This window comes from Streptomyces sp. MUM 2J, from assembly GCF_022414535.1.
In the GTDB taxonomy this organism is placed as follows: domain Bacteria; phylum Actinomycetota; class Actinomycetes; order Streptomycetales; family Streptomycetaceae; genus Streptomyces.
In genome coordinates, this window is the sequence record NZ_JADWYM010000006.1 from 211,617 (window position 1) to 227,628 (window position 16,012).

Annotated in this window: 12 protein-coding genes and 1 pseudogene; 10 read left to right on the forward strand and 3 right to left on the reverse strand. The window is 70.4% G+C overall.

Annotated elements, in window-relative coordinates:
- Positions 1-97 precede the first annotated feature (97 nt).
- From rpsL to I3F54_RS08780, 5 genes are all read left to right on the forward strand, one after another.
- Complete coding sequence (gene rpsL / locus I3F54_RS08760) at positions 98-469, forward strand: 30S ribosomal protein S12 (protein WP_003948652.1); 372 nt, start codon at positions 98-100, stop codon at positions 467-469.
- A 2-nt stretch (positions 470-471) separates the two neighbouring features.
- On the forward strand, positions 472-942 hold the full coding sequence (rpsG, locus tag I3F54_RS08765; protein WP_003998848.1) for a 30S ribosomal protein S7: 471 nt from the start codon (positions 472-474) through the stop codon (positions 940-942).
- A 39-nt stretch (positions 943-981) separates the two neighbouring features.
- Complete coding sequence (gene fusA / locus I3F54_RS08770) at positions 982-3,108, forward strand: elongation factor G (protein WP_240118063.1); 2,127 nt, start codon at positions 982-984, stop codon at positions 3,106-3,108.
- A gap of 156 nt (positions 3,109-3,264) precedes the next feature.
- Positions 3,265-4,458, forward strand: coding sequence for an elongation factor Tu (gene tuf / locus I3F54_RS08775; protein ID WP_240118064.1), 1,194 nt, complete (start codon positions 3,265-3,267; stop codon positions 4,456-4,458).
- Between the two features lie 316 nt (positions 4,459-4,774).
- On the forward strand, positions 4,775-5,554 hold the full coding sequence (locus I3F54_RS08780) for a hypothetical protein (RefSeq protein ID WP_240118065.1): 780 nt from the start codon (positions 4,775-4,777) through the stop codon (positions 5,552-5,554).
- Between the two features lie 37 nt (positions 5,555-5,591).
- On the opposite strand, the gene I3F54_RS08785 is transcribed toward I3F54_RS08780, so the two are convergent.
- On the reverse strand, positions 5,592-6,527 hold the full coding sequence (locus tag I3F54_RS08785; RefSeq protein WP_240118066.1) for a helix-turn-helix domain-containing protein: 936 nt from the start codon (positions 6,525-6,527) through the stop codon (positions 5,592-5,594).
- Between the two features lie 308 nt (positions 6,528-6,835).
- Between I3F54_RS08785 and I3F54_RS08790 the strand changes: the two are divergent.
- Positions 6,836-6,961 (forward strand): annotated as a pseudogene (locus tag I3F54_RS08790) (DUF397 domain-containing protein); the annotation flags it as partial.
- A gap of 160 nt (positions 6,962-7,121) precedes the next feature.
- On the opposite strand, the gene I3F54_RS08795 reads toward I3F54_RS08790, so the two are convergent.
- Complete coding sequence (locus I3F54_RS08795) at positions 7,122-7,766, reverse strand: hypothetical protein (RefSeq protein ID WP_240118068.1); 645 nt, start codon at positions 7,764-7,766, stop codon at positions 7,122-7,124.
- Between the two features lie 946 nt (positions 7,767-8,712).
- On the opposite strand from I3F54_RS08795, the gene I3F54_RS08800 reads away from it, so the two are divergent.
- Entirely contained in the window at positions 8,713-10,359 is a 1,647-nt protein-coding gene (locus I3F54_RS08800) for a helix-turn-helix domain-containing protein (protein ID WP_240118069.1), read from the forward strand.
- Positions 10,360-10,756: 397 nt separating this feature from the next.
- Here the strand turns inward: I3F54_RS08800 and I3F54_RS08805 are convergent, their stop codons facing one another.
- Positions 10,757-12,322, reverse strand: a complete 1,566-nt coding sequence (locus I3F54_RS08805) for a sodium:alanine symporter family protein (protein ID WP_240118070.1) — start codon at positions 12,320-12,322, stop codon at positions 10,757-10,759.
- Positions 12,323-13,341: 1,019 nt separating this feature from the next.
- Here I3F54_RS08805 and I3F54_RS08810 point away from each other — a divergent pair.
- From I3F54_RS08810 to rplC, 3 genes are all read left to right on the forward strand, one after another.
- The gene (locus tag I3F54_RS08810) at positions 13,342-14,604 is read left to right on the forward strand and encodes a hypothetical protein (RefSeq protein WP_240118071.1); all 1,263 of its coding nucleotides are present in this window, start codon (positions 13,342-13,344) and stop codon (positions 14,602-14,604) included.
- Between the two features lie 434 nt (positions 14,605-15,038).
- Complete coding sequence (rpsJ, locus tag I3F54_RS08815; protein ID WP_003948644.1) at positions 15,039-15,347, forward strand: 30S ribosomal protein S10; 309 nt, start codon at positions 15,039-15,041, stop codon at positions 15,345-15,347.
- A gap of 18 nt (positions 15,348-15,365) precedes the next feature.
- Complete coding sequence (gene rplC, locus I3F54_RS08820) at positions 15,366-16,010, forward strand: 50S ribosomal protein L3 (RefSeq protein ID WP_103781446.1); 645 nt, start codon at positions 15,366-15,368, stop codon at positions 16,008-16,010.
- Positions 16,011-16,012 lie beyond the last annotated feature (2 nt).

The following is a 16,012-nucleotide window of genomic DNA, read 5'->3' on the forward strand; positions in this document are numbered from 1 at the left end:
TCCGGTGGGAGTTCGCGTGATTCGACACACCCGACCGCGTGGGTCGGCGACGTTCCAGGTTAGCTGTACCCATCGGCACACAGAAACCGGAGAAGTAGTGCCTACGATCCAGCAGCTGGTCCGTAAGGGCCGGCAGGACAAGGTCGAGAAGAACAAGACGCCCGCACTCGAGGGTTCCCCTCAGCGTCGTGGCGTCTGCACGCGTGTGTTCACGACCACCCCGAAGAAGCCGAACTCGGCCCTGCGTAAGGTCGCGCGTGTGCGTCTGACCAGCGGCATCGAGGTCACCGCTTACATTCCGGGTGAGGGACACAACCTGCAGGAGCACTCCATCGTGCTCGTGCGCGGCGGCCGTGTGAAGGACCTGCCGGGTGTTCGCTACAAGATCATCCGCGGCTCGCTCGACACCCAGGGTGTCAAGAACCGCAAGCAGGCCCGCAGCCGCTACGGCGCCAAGAAGGAGAAGTAAGAATGCCTCGTAAGGGCCCCGCCCCGAAGCGCCCGGTCATCATCGACCCGGTCTACGGCTCTCCTCTGGTGACCTCCCTGATCAACAAGGTGCTGCTGAACGGCAAGCGCTCCACCGCCGAGCGCATCGTCTACGGCGCCATGGAGGGTCTGCGCGAGAAGACCGGCAACGACCCGGTCATCACGCTCAAGCGCGCTCTCGAGAACATCAAGCCGACCCTTGAGGTCAAGTCCCGCCGTGTCGGTGGTGCCACCTACCAGGTTCCGGTCGAGGTCAAGCCCGGCCGTGCCAACACCCTGGCGCTGCGCTGGCTCGTCGGTTACTCCCGCGCCCGTCGCGAGAAGACCATGACCGAGCGTCTGCTCAACGAGCTCCTCGACGCTTCCAACGGCCTCGGTGCCGCTGTGAAGAAGCGCGAGGACACGCACAAGATGGCCGAGTCCAACAAGGCCTTCGCGCACTACCGCTGGTAGTCGCAGTCCACATCGAGACCGAGAGAAGACTGAAGCCTTATGGCTACCACTTCGCTTGACCTGGCCAAGGTGCGCAACATCGGCATCATGGCCCACATCGACGCGGGCAAGACGACCACCACCGAGCGGATCCTGTTCTACACCGGTGTGTCCTACAAGATCGGTGAGGTCCACGACGGCGCCGCCACCATGGACTGGATGGAGCAGGAGCAGGAGCGTGGCATCACGATCACCTCTGCTGCCACCACCTGCCACTGGCCGCTGGAGAACGTCGACCACACCATCAACATCATCGACACGCCGGGCCACGTCGACTTCACCGTCGAGGTGGAGCGCTCCCTGCGTGTGCTCGACGGTGCCGTGACGGTGTTCGACGGCGTTGCCGGCGTCGAGCCGCAGTCCGAGACCGTGTGGCGTCAGGCGGACCGCTACGGCGTTCCGCGTATCTGCTTCGTCAACAAGCTCGACCGCACCGGTGCCGAGTTCCACCGCTGTGTCGACATGATCTCCGACCGCCTGGGTGCGCAGCCGCTGGTCATGCAGCTGCCGATCGGTGCCGAGGCCGACTTCAAGGGCGTCATCGACCTCGTGACGATGAAGGCCCTGGTCTGGTCCCCGGAGGCGACCAAGGGCGAGATGTACGACACCGTCGACATCCCGGCCACGCACACCGAGGCCGCCGAGGAGTGGCGCGGCAAGCTGCTCGAGGCCGTCGCCGAGAACGACGAGGAGCTGATGGAGCTGTACCTCGAGGGCCAGGAGCCCTCGGTGGAGCAGCTGTACACGGCGATCCGCCGTATCACCATCTCCTCCGGCAAGGGCACCGGCACCACGGTGACCCCGGTGTTCTGCGGCACCGCGTTCAAGAACAAGGGCGTGCAGCCCCTGCTCGACGCGGTCGTGCGCTTCCTGCCCTCCCCCGTCGACATCGAGGCCATCGAGGGCCACGCGGTCGCCAACGCGGACGAGGTCATCAAGCGCAAGCCGTCCGACGAGGAGCCCCTCGCGGCGCTGGCGTTCAAGATCATGAGCGACCCGCACCTCGGCAAGCTCACCTTCGTCCGCGTGTACTCCGGCCGCCTGGAGTCCGGCACCGCCGTGCTGAACTCCGTCAAGGGCAAGAAGGAGCGCATCGGCAAGATCTACCGCATGCACGCCAACAAGCGTGAGGAGATCGCGTCGGTGGGCGCCGGCGACATCGTCGCCGTCATGGGTCTGAAGCAGACCACCACCGGTGAGACGCTCTGCGACGACAAGTCCCCGGTCATCCTGGAGTCCATGGACTTCCCGGCGCCGGTGATCCAGGTCGCCATCGAGCCGAAGTCGAAGGGCGACCAGGAGAAGCTGGGTGTCGCCATCCAGCGCCTGGCCGAGGAGGACCCGTCCTTCCAGGTCCACTCCGACGAGGAGACGGGCCAGACCATCATCGGCGGCATGGGCGAGCTGCACCTCGAGGTGCTGGTCGACCGCATGAAGCGCGAGTTCAGGGTCGAGGCCAACGTCGGCAAGCCGCAGGTCGCGTACCGCGAGACCATCCGCAAGTCGGTCGAGAAGGTCGAGTACACCCACAAGAAGCAGACGGGTGGTACCGGCCAGTTCGCCCGCGTCATCATCGCGATCGAGCCGATCGAGGGCGGCGACGCCTCGTACGAGTTCGTCAACAAGGTGACCGGTGGCCGCGTGCCGAAGGAGTACATCCCTTCGGTCGACGCGGGTGCGCAGGAGGCCATGCAGTTCGGCATCATCGCCGGCTACGAGATGACCGGTGTCCGCGTGACGCTGCTCGACGGCGCCTACCACGAGGTGGACTCCTCCGAGCTCGCGTTCAAGATCGCCGGTTCGCAGGCCTTCAAGGAGGCCGCGCGCAAGGCCAGCCCCGTGCTGCTCGAGCCGATGATGCAGGTCGAGGTCACGACGCCCGAGGACTACATGGGCGACGTGATCGGCGACATCAACTCCCGCCGTGGTCAGATCGAGGCCATGGAGGAGCGGGCCGGTGCCCGCGTCGTCAAGGGCCTCGTGCCCCTGTCGGAGATGTTCGGCTACGTCGGCGACCTCCGCAGCAAGACGTCGGGTCGCGCGAGCTACTCGATGCAGTTCCACTCCTACGCCGAGGTTCCGCGGAACGTCGCCGAGGAGATCATCGCGAAGGCCAAGGGCGAGTAACGCACCGCGTTCACACGCCGTAGGCTTGACTCCGGAGCCTCAAGGGGCAAACGTCCGCAAACGTGAACGTTTGCCCCGGGTTCCGGGCTTTGACAGCAAAGATCACCTGGCGCCGATGAAGTAAGGCGTACAGAACCACTCCACAGGAGGACCCCAGTGGCGAAGGCGAAGTTCGAGCGGACTAAGCCGCACGTCAACATCGGCACCATCGGTCACATCGACCACGGTAAGACGACCCTCACGGCCGCCATTACCAAGGTGCTGCACGACGCGTACCCGGAGCTGAACGAGGCCACCCCGTTCGACAACATCGACAAGGCGCCCGAGGAGCGCCAGCGCGGTATCACCATCTCCATCGCGCACGTCGAGTACCAGACCGAGGCGCGTCACTACGCCCACGTCGACTGCCCGGGTCACGCGGACTACATCAAGAACATGATCACCGGTGCCGCGCAGATGGACGGCGCGATCCTGGTGGTCGCCGCCACCGACGGCCCGATGCCGCAGACCAAGGAGCACGTGCTCCTGGCCCGCCAGGTCGGCGTTCCGTACATCGTCGTCGCCCTGAACAAGGCCGACATGGTGGACGACGAGGAGATCCTGGAGCTCGTCGAGCTCGAGGTCCGTGAGCTCCTCTCCGAGTACGAGTTCCCGGGCGACGACGTTCCGGTCATCAAGGTCTCCGCGCTCAAGGCCCTTGAGGGCGAGCAGCAGTGGGTCGACTCCGTCCTGGAGCTGATGAACGCCGTCGACACCGCCATCCCGGAGCCGGAGCGCGACGTCGACAAGCCGTTCCTGATGCCGATCGAGGACGTCTTCACCATCACCGGTCGCGGTACGGTCGTCACCGGCCGCATCGAGCGTGGTGTCCTCAAGGTCAACGAGACCGTCGACATCATCGGCATCAAGACCGAGAAGACCACCACCACGGTCACCGGCATCGAGATGTTCCGCAAGCTGCTCGACGAGGGCCAGGCCGGTGAGAACGTCGGTCTGCTGCTCCGCGGCATCAAGCGCGAGGACGTCGAGCGCGGCCAGGTCATCATCAAGCCGGGCTCGGTCACCCCGCACACCGAGTTCGAGGCGCAGGCCTACATCCTCTCCAAGGACGAGGGTGGCCGCCACACGCCGTTCTTCAACAACTACCGCCCGCAGTTCTACTTCCGTACCACGGACGTGACCGGCGTCGTGCACCTCCCCGAGGGCACCGAGATGGTCATGCCGGGCGACAACACCGAGATGCGCGTCGAGCTGATCCAGCCCGTCGCCATGGAGGAGGGCCTGAAGTTCGCCATCCGTGAGGGTGGCCGGACCGTCGGCGCCGGCCAGGTCATCAAGATCGTCAAGTAAGTTCCGCTTGCTTGAGGGTCCGGTGACCCGGTAGCTCCAGCTGCGAGCTCCTGGAGGGGCCCGTACGACTTCGGTCGTGCGGGCCCCTCCTCTTGTCGGTACAGCCCTCGGGGGCGCGCTGGTCGACCTGGCCCGGGACCCGCTCCTGCTCACGGGTGGGGAACGGTTCTGTCACAGGTCGTCCGTCCTGCAACCGCCCGGACCGGTGAAGCCCTCCTACGGCATGAACCTGGCCGGATCTCGGCCCCGGTCGCACTCCGGACCGTGCTCCGACCGCACCACACCCGCTCTCGCTTCCCGTCCGGGGGGACACAGCATGACGACGACATCACTCAGACCTGCCCTCCTCGCGGCGGCCGTCCTCTGCCTGGCGGGGATCGCCGCGTGCACGCCCAGCGGCCACGCGGGCGCCGGGGCCGGGGCCACGGCCACCGCCTCCCCGTCGTCCGGCGCGGGTGCCACGGACCGTGCGACCGGGACGCCGTCGCCGTCCGTCTCCGTGGCGACCGGGTCGCCGTCCCCCACGTCGTCGTCCTCCACGCCCGGACACCCCACCCCGGCCGCCTCCGCGACCTCCGCGAAGGCCACACCGGCCCCCCGCCCCTTCTGGCCGCGCGCCACGTTCGCCGGCCTCACCTTCCAGATCCCGCCGAGCTGGGCAGTGAACCGGCAGAGCGCCCAGTACGCCTGCGTCGAACCGGTGCGGCATGCGGGGCTGCCCCGGATGTTCGGCTGCACCGGGCTCGCGATCAGGACGGACGGCTTGATCGCCGGCTACGAGCTGAGCACCTACAAGCCCGGCCAGCCCGGCGGCTGGTACGCGGCCACCGACGTCCAGCCCTGCCCCGTCAACCCGCGCCGGGGGGACGGATCCCTCAACGGCATCGGCAGCGCGCACACCGCGCCCATCGCCTCCGGTCTGCGCCCGGTGGGCTCCCACAAGGCCTGGTACGACCGCTGGACCGCGAGTTGCTGGAACGGCTACCGCTTCTCCCCCCAGGCCTGGTACCTGCCGGTGTCCAAGGTGCTGATCCTGGACTACACCGGGCACGCGGAGACGGCGCGCATCCTGGAGTCGGTGCGGTTCCCGGGCTGAGCGCGGCCCCTCGCCGCAGGCGGATCCGCCCCGCCCGTCACCGCGTCACCGCGTCACTGTGGAGGCGGTCTTCGGTCTGGCTCCCACGCGTCGTACGGGGCTGCGCGGACGGGGAACCGGCTCGGCATGCACGGCAACGTCCAGGCTCGGGGGAGCGGAAGGCGCGGTCGCAGCCGTCGCAGTTGCGCAGGGGATGCCGGACGCCCGGCGGTGGGGCAGGGGCGCGGAACGGGGGCGGCGGCGGGAGCTGCGCGGCGAGCCGGTGGGCCAGCAGCGCGGCCGGCCGGCGCAGGCCTTCGGCCGGCAGGCCGGCGGTCAGGGTCCGCCGTACGGAGCCGGGGCTGACCTCGCGCTCCAGCCAGGCGGCGACGCCGGGCGCCAGGTGGGCGGTGTCGCAGGCGGAGAGCAGCAGGCGCGGGTCGTGCCGGCGGAGATCGGCGAGGAGTTCGGTCGCCGCCTCGACGAGGGCGGGTGCGGGGGAGGACGGCTGCGGCACGGCCGGAAGCGGCTTGCGGGGTGCGCGTTTCCTCACGGCAGGTGGGCGCTCGGATGCCCCGCGGGCAGGCTCGCGGGAACCGTGGGCGTGCCCGGGCCGGTTGCAGGACGTGGTGCGGGTGACGATGCGCCCGTCGGAGGCGCGTACCCGCTCGCGCCGCAGGTAGCCGTGGGTTTCGAGCTCGCGCAGGGCGGCGGCGACACGGGTGGTGCCCTTGGTGAAGCGGGCGGCCAGGGACCTGATGTCGACGCGCGCCCCGGCCGGGAGGGACTGGAGGTGCGTGGCCAGCCCGATGGCGACGAGGGACAGGTCCGGGTGCTGCGCGAGATGGTTGCCGATCACGGTGAAACGGTCGCTGTGGCGGGAGTCGTCGTGGACCAGCCCGCCGGAGCGGGTGCGGGAGCGCCGGATCGGGTGGTTGTTGGCGCCAACACGGGACTGGGCGTGCGGGGGCGCGCTAGGGTTTTCGCTGTCCATCGGGAAGCCCTACTTCCTCGGTGGTCAGGCCCTCGCACTGGGATTGCCCGTCCCGGCGAGGGCCGACTCATGTCTGCGGTTGTCTCGTGCTGCGCCGAGCGTAGGGCAGGCAACCGGTGCCGGATCCAGCCGAGTTGGGCATATTCACCCGCGGGAGTGAGTGTGCCCGGCGGGAGGGAGGGGTGGGGGTCGGGCAGGGTTCTTTCCCCTCGTGGTCCTTGGGGAGAGCGCCCGTCGCACCGGAGTCCAGGAAGACGGGTCCCGGTCGATCGCCCGGGTGACGTCACTCGTGCGATGGCCCCGACGGCGACTCCTGCGTCGGGGTCGCGACCACCCCCGCCGCCGTGCGCGTCCGCGACTCCAAGCAGCACACCGCCGGTTGCTGCCCGGCGCTCACCCCGCGTGCCCGGACGGTGTTCGTCCGTGTCCTTTGACGACGACGAGCCCGTCTTCCGGCGGAGCCGGTGGGGGACGAAGCGCTACGAGTACAACCCGGGCAACTCCGTCGGCCGCACGCTGATTTCCGGTGGCCGGTCGAGCCGCGGCGCCCTCCCGCCCCGGCCGGACGGGAGAGTGCCCGTGCTGCTTCCGGGGTCAGGCTCGCGTGCGGCGGGCGTGCAGGGCCGCGATGCCCAGTGCCGCGGCTCCGGCCAGGAAGAGGGCGCCGGCCGCGGCGGCGATCGTGGACGTCCCGTCGCTTCCGGTCCTGGCCAGCTGCGTGGTCGCCCCGGACGTGCCGGAGGTCGTGCCCGAGGTCCCGGACGGGGCCTGGGTGGAGGGGGACGGCGAGGCGGACGAGGTCGGGGTCGCGGAGGCGGTCGGGGTCGGGGTGGGCGTGCCTCCGGCGGAACCGGTGGATTCCGCCGCGAGCACCGTCAAGGTCGCCTGGGGCGCGCAGTCCGTGGTGCCGCTGAACGGCCTCGCCCCCTGGTTGACGAACACGCAGGACTGCACGGTGGTCTTCCCGGTGGGCGTGTCCTTGCGGTAGGTCACCCGGACCTTGGAGACCGTGCTGCTGTGCGCGGCGAGGGAGGCGTCCTTGCCGATCACGTTGAACCCGTACACCTCGGTCTCGGCGGCCGATGCGACCGGCGTGAGGGTCGTCCAGGTCCCGGAGCGCAGCACCTGCACGGAGGCGTACCTGCTGGTGATCAGCGTCTCGGTGACGTTCTCGTACCTCGACGGGGTGGGGTTGGTCACCGTGGCCTCGAAGCCGACGGCGGGGCCGCCCGCGGTCACGGTGCCGGGGACGCCGGACAGCCCGGCGCGGAGGCCGTCGACCTTGATGGTGTCGTCGTCGCGGCCGGTGGTTGCCCCGGACGCGCCGTAGGAGACCAGGGTGGTCAGCTCCAGCTGCTGGGGTGCCGCCGTTGCCGTCGCCGTTGTGCGGGGTGCCCATGGGTACCCCGATGCGCAGCTGCACGGTGCGGGACCGGCCCGCGGCTAGCGGGAACGTTTCGGGCACCTCGCCGGAGAACCTCCCGTCGGCGTGCGTCAGCGGCACCGTCTTCCACTCCGTGCCGCCGAGCCGGTACTCCAGGCTGACGGCGTTCGACGGCAGTCCGGCTCCCCCGTCGATCCGGTAGCCCAGCCGTGCCGACGAGGTGTCGTACGCACCGGTGTTGGAGACCTCGGTGGTGAAGGCGACCGGCAGCCCCGCCAGGCCGACCTCCGCGGGCGCGGCGGTGGCGACCGCCAGCATCGGCGGCTGCGATTCGTCCGCGGAAGCGGCCGGCGCGAGCGCGAAGCCCGCGGCGGCCAGCAGCAGGGCGGTCCCCGAGACCGCGACCGACGAACGGACCCTGTGTGCAGACGTGTTCAACGTATCCCCCGGTGTGTGTCGCGCGGTGTCGCCGCGGTCGGTGACGGCGGGCGGTGTGCTGTCGTCACGCGCGGCTAGATGGGTCGGCCCGGCAGCCGGTTGCCCTGCGTCATGTGACGGTTCTGTCACCGAAGGTGTCGAGCCCTCGCGCTGTACCGGCGGGCTCTGCACCCCACGGAGCGCCTGCGGGAGAGGTGGCGGGGCCCGGCCGATCGCGGTTGCGGGACCGTCGATCACCACGGGAAAACCTGGCGGCGCGCGGCACGCCCTTTCCGTGCCGGGCAGGTTTTTTGTATGTTTGTCCTGTCAATAATCTCGACCGCGTGCCGCAAGCAGGGCCGCGGGGCAGGACGGGTGCTCAGCGTGGAAGAGACGGTGCCCGCCGGTGCGGGCCTGCGGCAGGTGTTGCTGGCGCTCGGTGAGCCGGTCATCGACTTCGTGGCCGCGCCCGCCGGACTGGACGTCGAGATCACCGACGTGGCGATCCTGGACGCAGACGAGCAACCGGAGGCGTACCACGCCGACCTGGTGCTGCTGATCGGTGCCCGCGGACGCAGGGCCGCCCAGCTGGCATGGGCCGCGGGCCGCCGGGGGGCGGCGGCCGTGGCGCTCAAGGTGGAGGCCGGCGACGACCGGCAGGCGCTGAAGGAGCTGGCCGAGGGCACCGGAACCGTCGTGCTGGGAGTCCGGCCGGAGGTGCGCTGGAGCAGGCTCGACGCGCAGGTCAGGGAGGTGCTCGCGGACGCCCGCTGGGCGGGGCAGGCCCCGGCGTCCGGGCAGCCCGCCGATCTGTTCGCGCTGGCCGAGACGGTCGCGGCGCTCACCGGCGGCATCGTCAGCATCGAGGACAGCGCCAACCGTGTCCTGGCGTACTCCCGCTCCGACGACGACGTCGACGAACTGCGACGGCGTTCCATCCTCGGCCGGGAGGGCCCCGCCCACTTCCTCGCGCTGCTGCGGCAGTGGGGCGTGTACGAGCGGCTGCGGGCCGGCGAGGAAGTGGTGCACGTCGAGGAGCGGCCGGAACGCGGCATCAGGCGGCGGCTGGCCATCGGCATCCGCGTCGACGAGCAGATGCTGGGCTCGATCTGGGTCCAGCAGGGCCGGGAGGAACTCTCCGACAACGCCGAGAGCGCGCTGATCGGAGCCGCGCGCACCGCGGCCCTGCTGCTCGTACGCAACCGCACGGGCGCGCCCACCGACCTGCGGCTGGAGGACGCCCTGCTCAGCAGGATGCTGGAGGGCCACATCGACCCGCGGACCTTCGCCGCCCGCATCGGGGCCGACCTGGGCAAGCCCGCCGCGGTCGTGGGTTTCGCGCTGCGCGACACCACGACCGGCGGCGAAGCCGGGCGGCCGGCCTTCGAACTGCGCCGGGCGGACCTGACCAACCTGGTCTCGGTGCACGCCGCCGCGTTCCGGCGCCGCTCCCTGGTCGCCGGCGCGGGCACCCGTGTGTACATGCTGCTCCCCGGTCTGCAGGAACGTTCCGGTCCGGGTGCCGTCGCGGCGCTGGCGCAGGACATCGTCCGCACCGCGGGCCAGCGGCTGCAACTCGACGTCTACGCCGCGGTCGGCTCGGTGGTCGAGGGACTGGACGTCATCGCCGAGTCCAAGGCCGAGGCCGACCGGGTGCTCGACATCGTCGCCGCCGGCGGCGAGCGGCGCGTCGCCACCATCGACGACGTCCGCTCCGAGGTCCTGGTCGGCGACACCCTCGCCCTGCTGGAACGGCACCCGCGGCTGCGCGACCCGCGGATCAGCGCCCTCCTCGCCTACGACCGGCAACACGACACCGGGCTGGTGGCGTCGGTCCTGGCGTACCTCGCCGCGCAGAGCAACATGCGCGCGGCTGCCCGCCTGCTGCACGTGCACACCAACACCCTCCGCTACCGGCTCAAGCGGGCCGAGGCGGTCAGCGGGATCGACCTGAACGACGCGCACCAGTGCCTGTTCTCGCACCTCCAACTGCTGCTGGAGACGGGCGCGATGCCCGTGCCGCACGCGTAGTCGTACCCGTGGTACGGCCACCGTGGGTCCCTCGCCCGGTTCGGCCTGCCCGGTGCGCTGGGTGATTCCCCGGGGGGATGTCCGAGGGCTCCCCGGGACCTGCGGTGCGACGACGGGCGCGGGCGTGCGCCCTGGGCAACGGCTGCACGCTGACGGTGAGTTCGCGCGGCCCAGCACGTTCACGGCGTCCGGCGCGGCTTTCGGCGACGACCTGCGTGAGGGCCGCGCTCCTTGAGCGGCACGATGCGTGGAAGCCCTGCTGCGAACCGCCTTCACCGGGAACAGCACCGCCAACGGGATCTCCGCTGCCGGAGGCACGCGCGATGCCGGTGCCGCACGCGTGGTCGTCACGCGTGCGGCACCGGCATCGGCGAAGGGGCAGCCGGGGCAGGGCCTCTTACGGGGCTTCCTCCACGGCGGCGGCCACCGCGACGGGCTCCGGCTCGCGGTCCGGCCTCGGCGACACGTCGCCGCTGCGCAGCGCCGCGTGGAAGCGGGCCAGTTCCTGCTTGACGAACGGGGCCAGCAGGTAGAGGCCGATGATGTTGACCAGGGCCAGCAGGAACAGCACCGCGTCGGTGAAGTCCAGCACGCTGCCGAAGGTGAGCACCGCGCCGACCACGATGAACAGGCAGAAGATGACCTGGTAGATGCGCTCGCTGGTCCGGGTCTTGCCGAACAGGTGGGTCCACGCCTTCTGGCCGTAGTACGACCAGGTGATCATGGTCGAGACGGCGAAGAGGACGACGGCCACGGTGAGCAGCTTCGGGAACCACGGCAGGACGGTCTCGAACGCCGAGGAGGTGACGGTGACGCCGTCCGCCTTGGAACCGTCCGCCGCGTACTGGGCCTTGGCCTCGTTCCAGAAGCCGCTGTCGGCGATGACGATGGTCAGCGCGGTCATGGTGCACACGACGACCGTGTCGATGAACGGGCCGACCAGCGCGACCAGGCCCTCGGTCACCGGGTAGCGGGTCTTCACCGCGGAGTGGGCGATGGGCGCCGAGCCGAGGCCGGCCTCGTTGGAGAAGGCGGCGCGGGTGAAGCCGACGATCAGCGCACCGATGACACCGCCGACCACGCCCTCACCGGTGAAGGCCTCGTGGAAGATCGAGCCGAACGCCGCCGGGACCTCGGTGACGTTGGTCAGGATGACGATCAGGCAGGCGGCGACGTAGAGCACGGCCATGCCCGGTACCAGACGGCTGGCCACCTTGCCGATCGACCGGATGCCGCCGAGGATCACCGCGCCGACGACCACGGCGAGCACGACGCCCATGATCAGCGCGGAGCCGCTGCCGCCGAGCGGGCCGGTGTCGCCACCGGTGACGTTGCGGATCTGCTGGATGGTCTGGTTGGCCTGGAACATGTTGCCGCCGCCGATGCCGAACAGCAGGATCATGACGGCCGCGAGGGCGGCGAGCACCTTGCCGATGACCGCTCCGCCCGCGCCGGGCAGGCGCTCGGCCAGGCCCTTGCTCAGGTACTTCATCGGGCCGCCGGAGAACGACCCGTCCGCGTGCTGGTCGCGGTAGCGCACGCCGAGGGTGCACTCGACGAACTTCGACGCCATGCCGAGCAGGCCGCAGAGCACCATCCAGAACGTGGCCCCGGCCCCGCCGATGGTGATGGCGACGCCGACACCCGCGATGTTGCCCAGGCCGACCGTGCCGGACAGCGCCGAGGACAGTGCCTGGAAGTGGGTGATCTCGCCGGGGTCGTCGTCACGGCTGTAACGGCCGCGCAGCAGGTTCAGCGACAGCTTGATGCTGCGGAACTGGATGAAACCGAAATAGACGGTGAACACCGCACCGGCGACCACCAACCAGGCCACGATCCATGGGAACGTGATCCCGCCGACGGTGACATCGGCGAAGACGAAGTCGCCGAGCCCTTTGGCGAGTGGGTCGAAGAGAGAGTTGATCTTGTCCTCGACCTGTCCGAGGACGCCCTCTTGAGCCATGGTGATTGATCCTTTCCGCCGACCCGTCGACCTGGCGACGTACCGGTGCCGACCGGGCCCGAACTGGGGGACTGAAGCTGTCGGGGACCCGTGTGCAACCCGAACCGCGTCGGGTTTCGGCAAACCGTAGGGGCTGGTGGCAGGCCCGCATCTCGTACAAGCGGACAAAGAACCGGCCGGTATGCCGTCAAAGTGACGTTCAGACGCGCCCATGACATGTGCAGCCACGCCCCGGGATGCTTCCGTCGCGAAGATCGTCGACTGGCAGGTTCCGGGGCGCGACACACCGTCATGACCTTGGTCCGCAGACGGTACGGGGGCGTGGCCTCGTGGTCCGGCCGGCGGCGCGGCGGCGCGCGCTGCCGTTTCGACGAACGTCGCTGTTCACAGGGGTTCCTGCGCGGCACGTGATCTCCGCCCGCACGGCGGCCCCGGGCCCCGGCCCCGGCTCCTGCTCCGGTCCTCGCCCGGGGGCCTTCCCCCGCGGGCCGGCCGGCGCCACTGCCCCGGCTCTTCCCCCCGCCCCGGCCCGCGCCCGCACCCCCGCCCCCGCTCGCCCGCCGGCTCTCTCCCGTGTCCCGAACTTTTCCTGATACTTCCGTCACATCCGGCATGCCTGCCGCACCCGACGCGCTGCGCACGCAGGCGGTACTCGCCGTGCCGACCGGGCCGCAGTCCGCCGGGCAGTTGAAAGGGCGGGCCGACGGCACCGTGCGCAGCCTCGCGTTCAGCGGCGTCGGCTCGACGACGTCCTTCGGCACGCACCCGACGCGGGGCCTGGCCGGGCCGGACGGAGCCGGACAGGGCCGGACAGAGGGGGCGGACGGGGCCGGCCGGAGTGGCGGCGCGGGGAGCGTGGGGCTCAGGCCCATAGCGGTTCGATCACGGGTTCCGCACGATCACTGGGCACGGGCCGTGGTGGCGGAAAACAATGCTCTCTGATGATCTTGCGCGGTCCCACCGCCGGTCGCCGCCCCCACGTTCCCGTACCTCCGCATCCGTCCCATGAGAGCGAGCCCGTGACCACCGTCCCGCCGCCCGAACACCCCGACGAGGAGCCCGGCGAGGGGCTCTCGATAACCGACGACCAGTGGGAGGCCTTCCAGCGCGATGCCGCCGACGAAGGTGGCCGGAACGCGCCGAAGGAGCCCTCCGCGCGCGCCCGGATGGTGACCCGGCGGCTGCGGGAGCAGGACACGGCGGGGGAGCCCGCCGCAGGCGGGGCCCGGCGGCGGTGGTGGCGGCGGCGCCCGCCGGAGCCGCAGCCGTGGACGCCGCCCGGCTGGCGCACCGGACCGGCCTGGCAGGAGATGAACGGCACCCGCGCCCGCCGGCGCCGGGCGGTCTCGGTCGTCGCCGTGCTGGCGGCGGTGGCGGTCGCCGTGGTCGCCGTACGGCCGTCGCTGGTGACGGACCACGTCCCCGGGTTCGACACGGCGTCCGGGGCCTCGCCCTCGCCGCTGCCCCCCGAGACGGCCCGGCCCTCCGCGTCCCCGGCCGGCGCCGACAGCTTCAAGATCCCGAACCGCGCCCACCCCTTCCGCGGCTCACCTGCCCTGAACTGGGCCGACGGCGCGGACGCCGTGGTGCTTCCGCCCGCGAAGGCGACGGCCGGACTGAGCAAGGACGACGTGGCCCGCGCACTGCGCCGCGTCAAGACGTTCCTCGTCGCCGCCGAACTCGACCCGGACGTGCTGCGCGGCGCGCAGCCCGACAAGGCGCTGTCCCTGCTGGACCCCAAGGATCCGAGCCGGCTGTCCGAGCTGCGGCGGTACCTGCGCGATCCGGCGCGGCACAGCGACCCGCTCTCCGTGTTCAGCCGCTTCGACCCGCACGAGGTCGTCCCGGCGGGTGACGTGGTCAAGGTGCGCGGCCGCATGACGTTCGCCGACGCCGGGCAGGGGCAGCTCCGCGTCCGGGCCGACTACTCCTTCGTCTACCCGCTGGTGAAGGCGGGCGCGGACGGTGGGGACGACGACGTGGTCGCCCGCACCGTCGTCCGCCGTGTGCTCACCTTCTCCGTCGCCGATCCCCACCGGTGGCAGGTCACGCCGGGCAAGCTCTGGCTGGAGGACTGGGACGCCGAGTTCTACAACGACGAGTGCGGCGTGGACGACGGCTACCTCCACCCCGCGTTCCCCTACGGCCGGCCCTCCGGCACCCAGCCGTCGGGGGAGCCTGTGAACCCCTACGACCGCAGCCAGCCGCTGAGGGAGAGCAGTGCGCCGGAGGCCTCGGCCGGTCCGGACACCGTGGAGTGCGGGACGACCACCGGCACCTGACGCCGCGCGCGGCGCCCCGGGAGGGTTTGACCTTCGTCACGCTCGGGGTATTCTCTCCGGCCCGATTGGCCAGCCCCCTGCCCCATATGGCAGACTGTCCGAGTTGCTCGGTCGAGTGTTGATGCTGCGCGCCTCCCGCCGGGAGGACCGGAAGCGAGTCCCACAGTACTCGTCGCCCCAACTGCCGCAAGGCAGCGCTGGGGCGGACGTACGGGAATCTTCCGGGAAGTGTCGGTGCGACACCGGCCAGGCACCCGGTGGGCCTTCCGCCCTCGGCTTGCGGTTCCGGACGGGCCGTGTTCATTCCGCAGGGATGTTCGAACAAGGGACATCTGTGTCAGCGGGAGCGCGACACGCCCGACCGCGTGGGTCGGAGACGAGGGCCTCGAACACCGGGTTCCAGAGCGTAAGAGAGACAGGACTACTGAGTAGCCATGGCGGGACAGAAGATCCGCATTCGGCTCAAGGCCTACGACCACGAGGTCATCGACTCCTCGGCGAAGAAGATCGTCGAGACGGTGACCCGTACCGGTGCGTCGGTCGCGGGCCCGGTGCCGCTGCCCACTGAGAAGAACGTGTACTGCGTCATCAAGTCGCCGCACAAGTACAAGGACTCGCGCGAGCACTTCGAGATGCGCACGCACAAGCGCCTGATCGACATCCTCGACCCCACCCCCAAGACCGTTGACTCTCTGATGCGACTCGACCTCCCGGCCGGTGTCGACATCGAGATCAAGCTCTGAGGCGCGGTGATCTGAGAGATGGCTAAGCAGATCAAGGGCATCCTGGGCGAGAAGCTCGGCATGACGCAGGTGTGGGACGAGAACAACCGTGTTGTTCCGGTCACCGTCGTCAAGGCCGGCCCCAACGTCGTCACCCAGGTTCGTACGAACGATGTCGACGGCTACGAGTCGGTCCAGATCGCCTTCGGCGAGATCGACCCGCGCAAGGTGAACAAGCCCCTCAAGGGCCACTTCGCCAAGGCCGACGTCACCCCCCGTCGTCACCTCGTCGAGATCCGCACCGCGGACGCCTCCGAGTACACGCTCGGCCAGGAGATCACCGCCGAGGTGTTCGAGGCCGGCGTGAAGGTCGACGTCACCGGCAAGAGCAAGGGCAAGGGCTTCGCCGGTGTCATGAAGCGCCACAACTTCGGTGGCCTCGGTGCCGGGCACGGTACCCAGCGCAAGCACCGCTCCCCCGGTTCCATCGGTGGCTGCGCCACCCCGGGCCGTGTGTTCAAGGGCCTCCGCATGGCGGGTCGCATGGGCAACGAGCGGGTCACCACCCAGAACCTGACCGTCCACGCCGTTGACGCGGAGAAGGGTCTGCTGCTCATCAAGGGCGCGGTTCCCGGTCCGAACGGCGGCCTCGTCCTGGTCCGCACCGCGGCCAAGGGGGCCTGAGG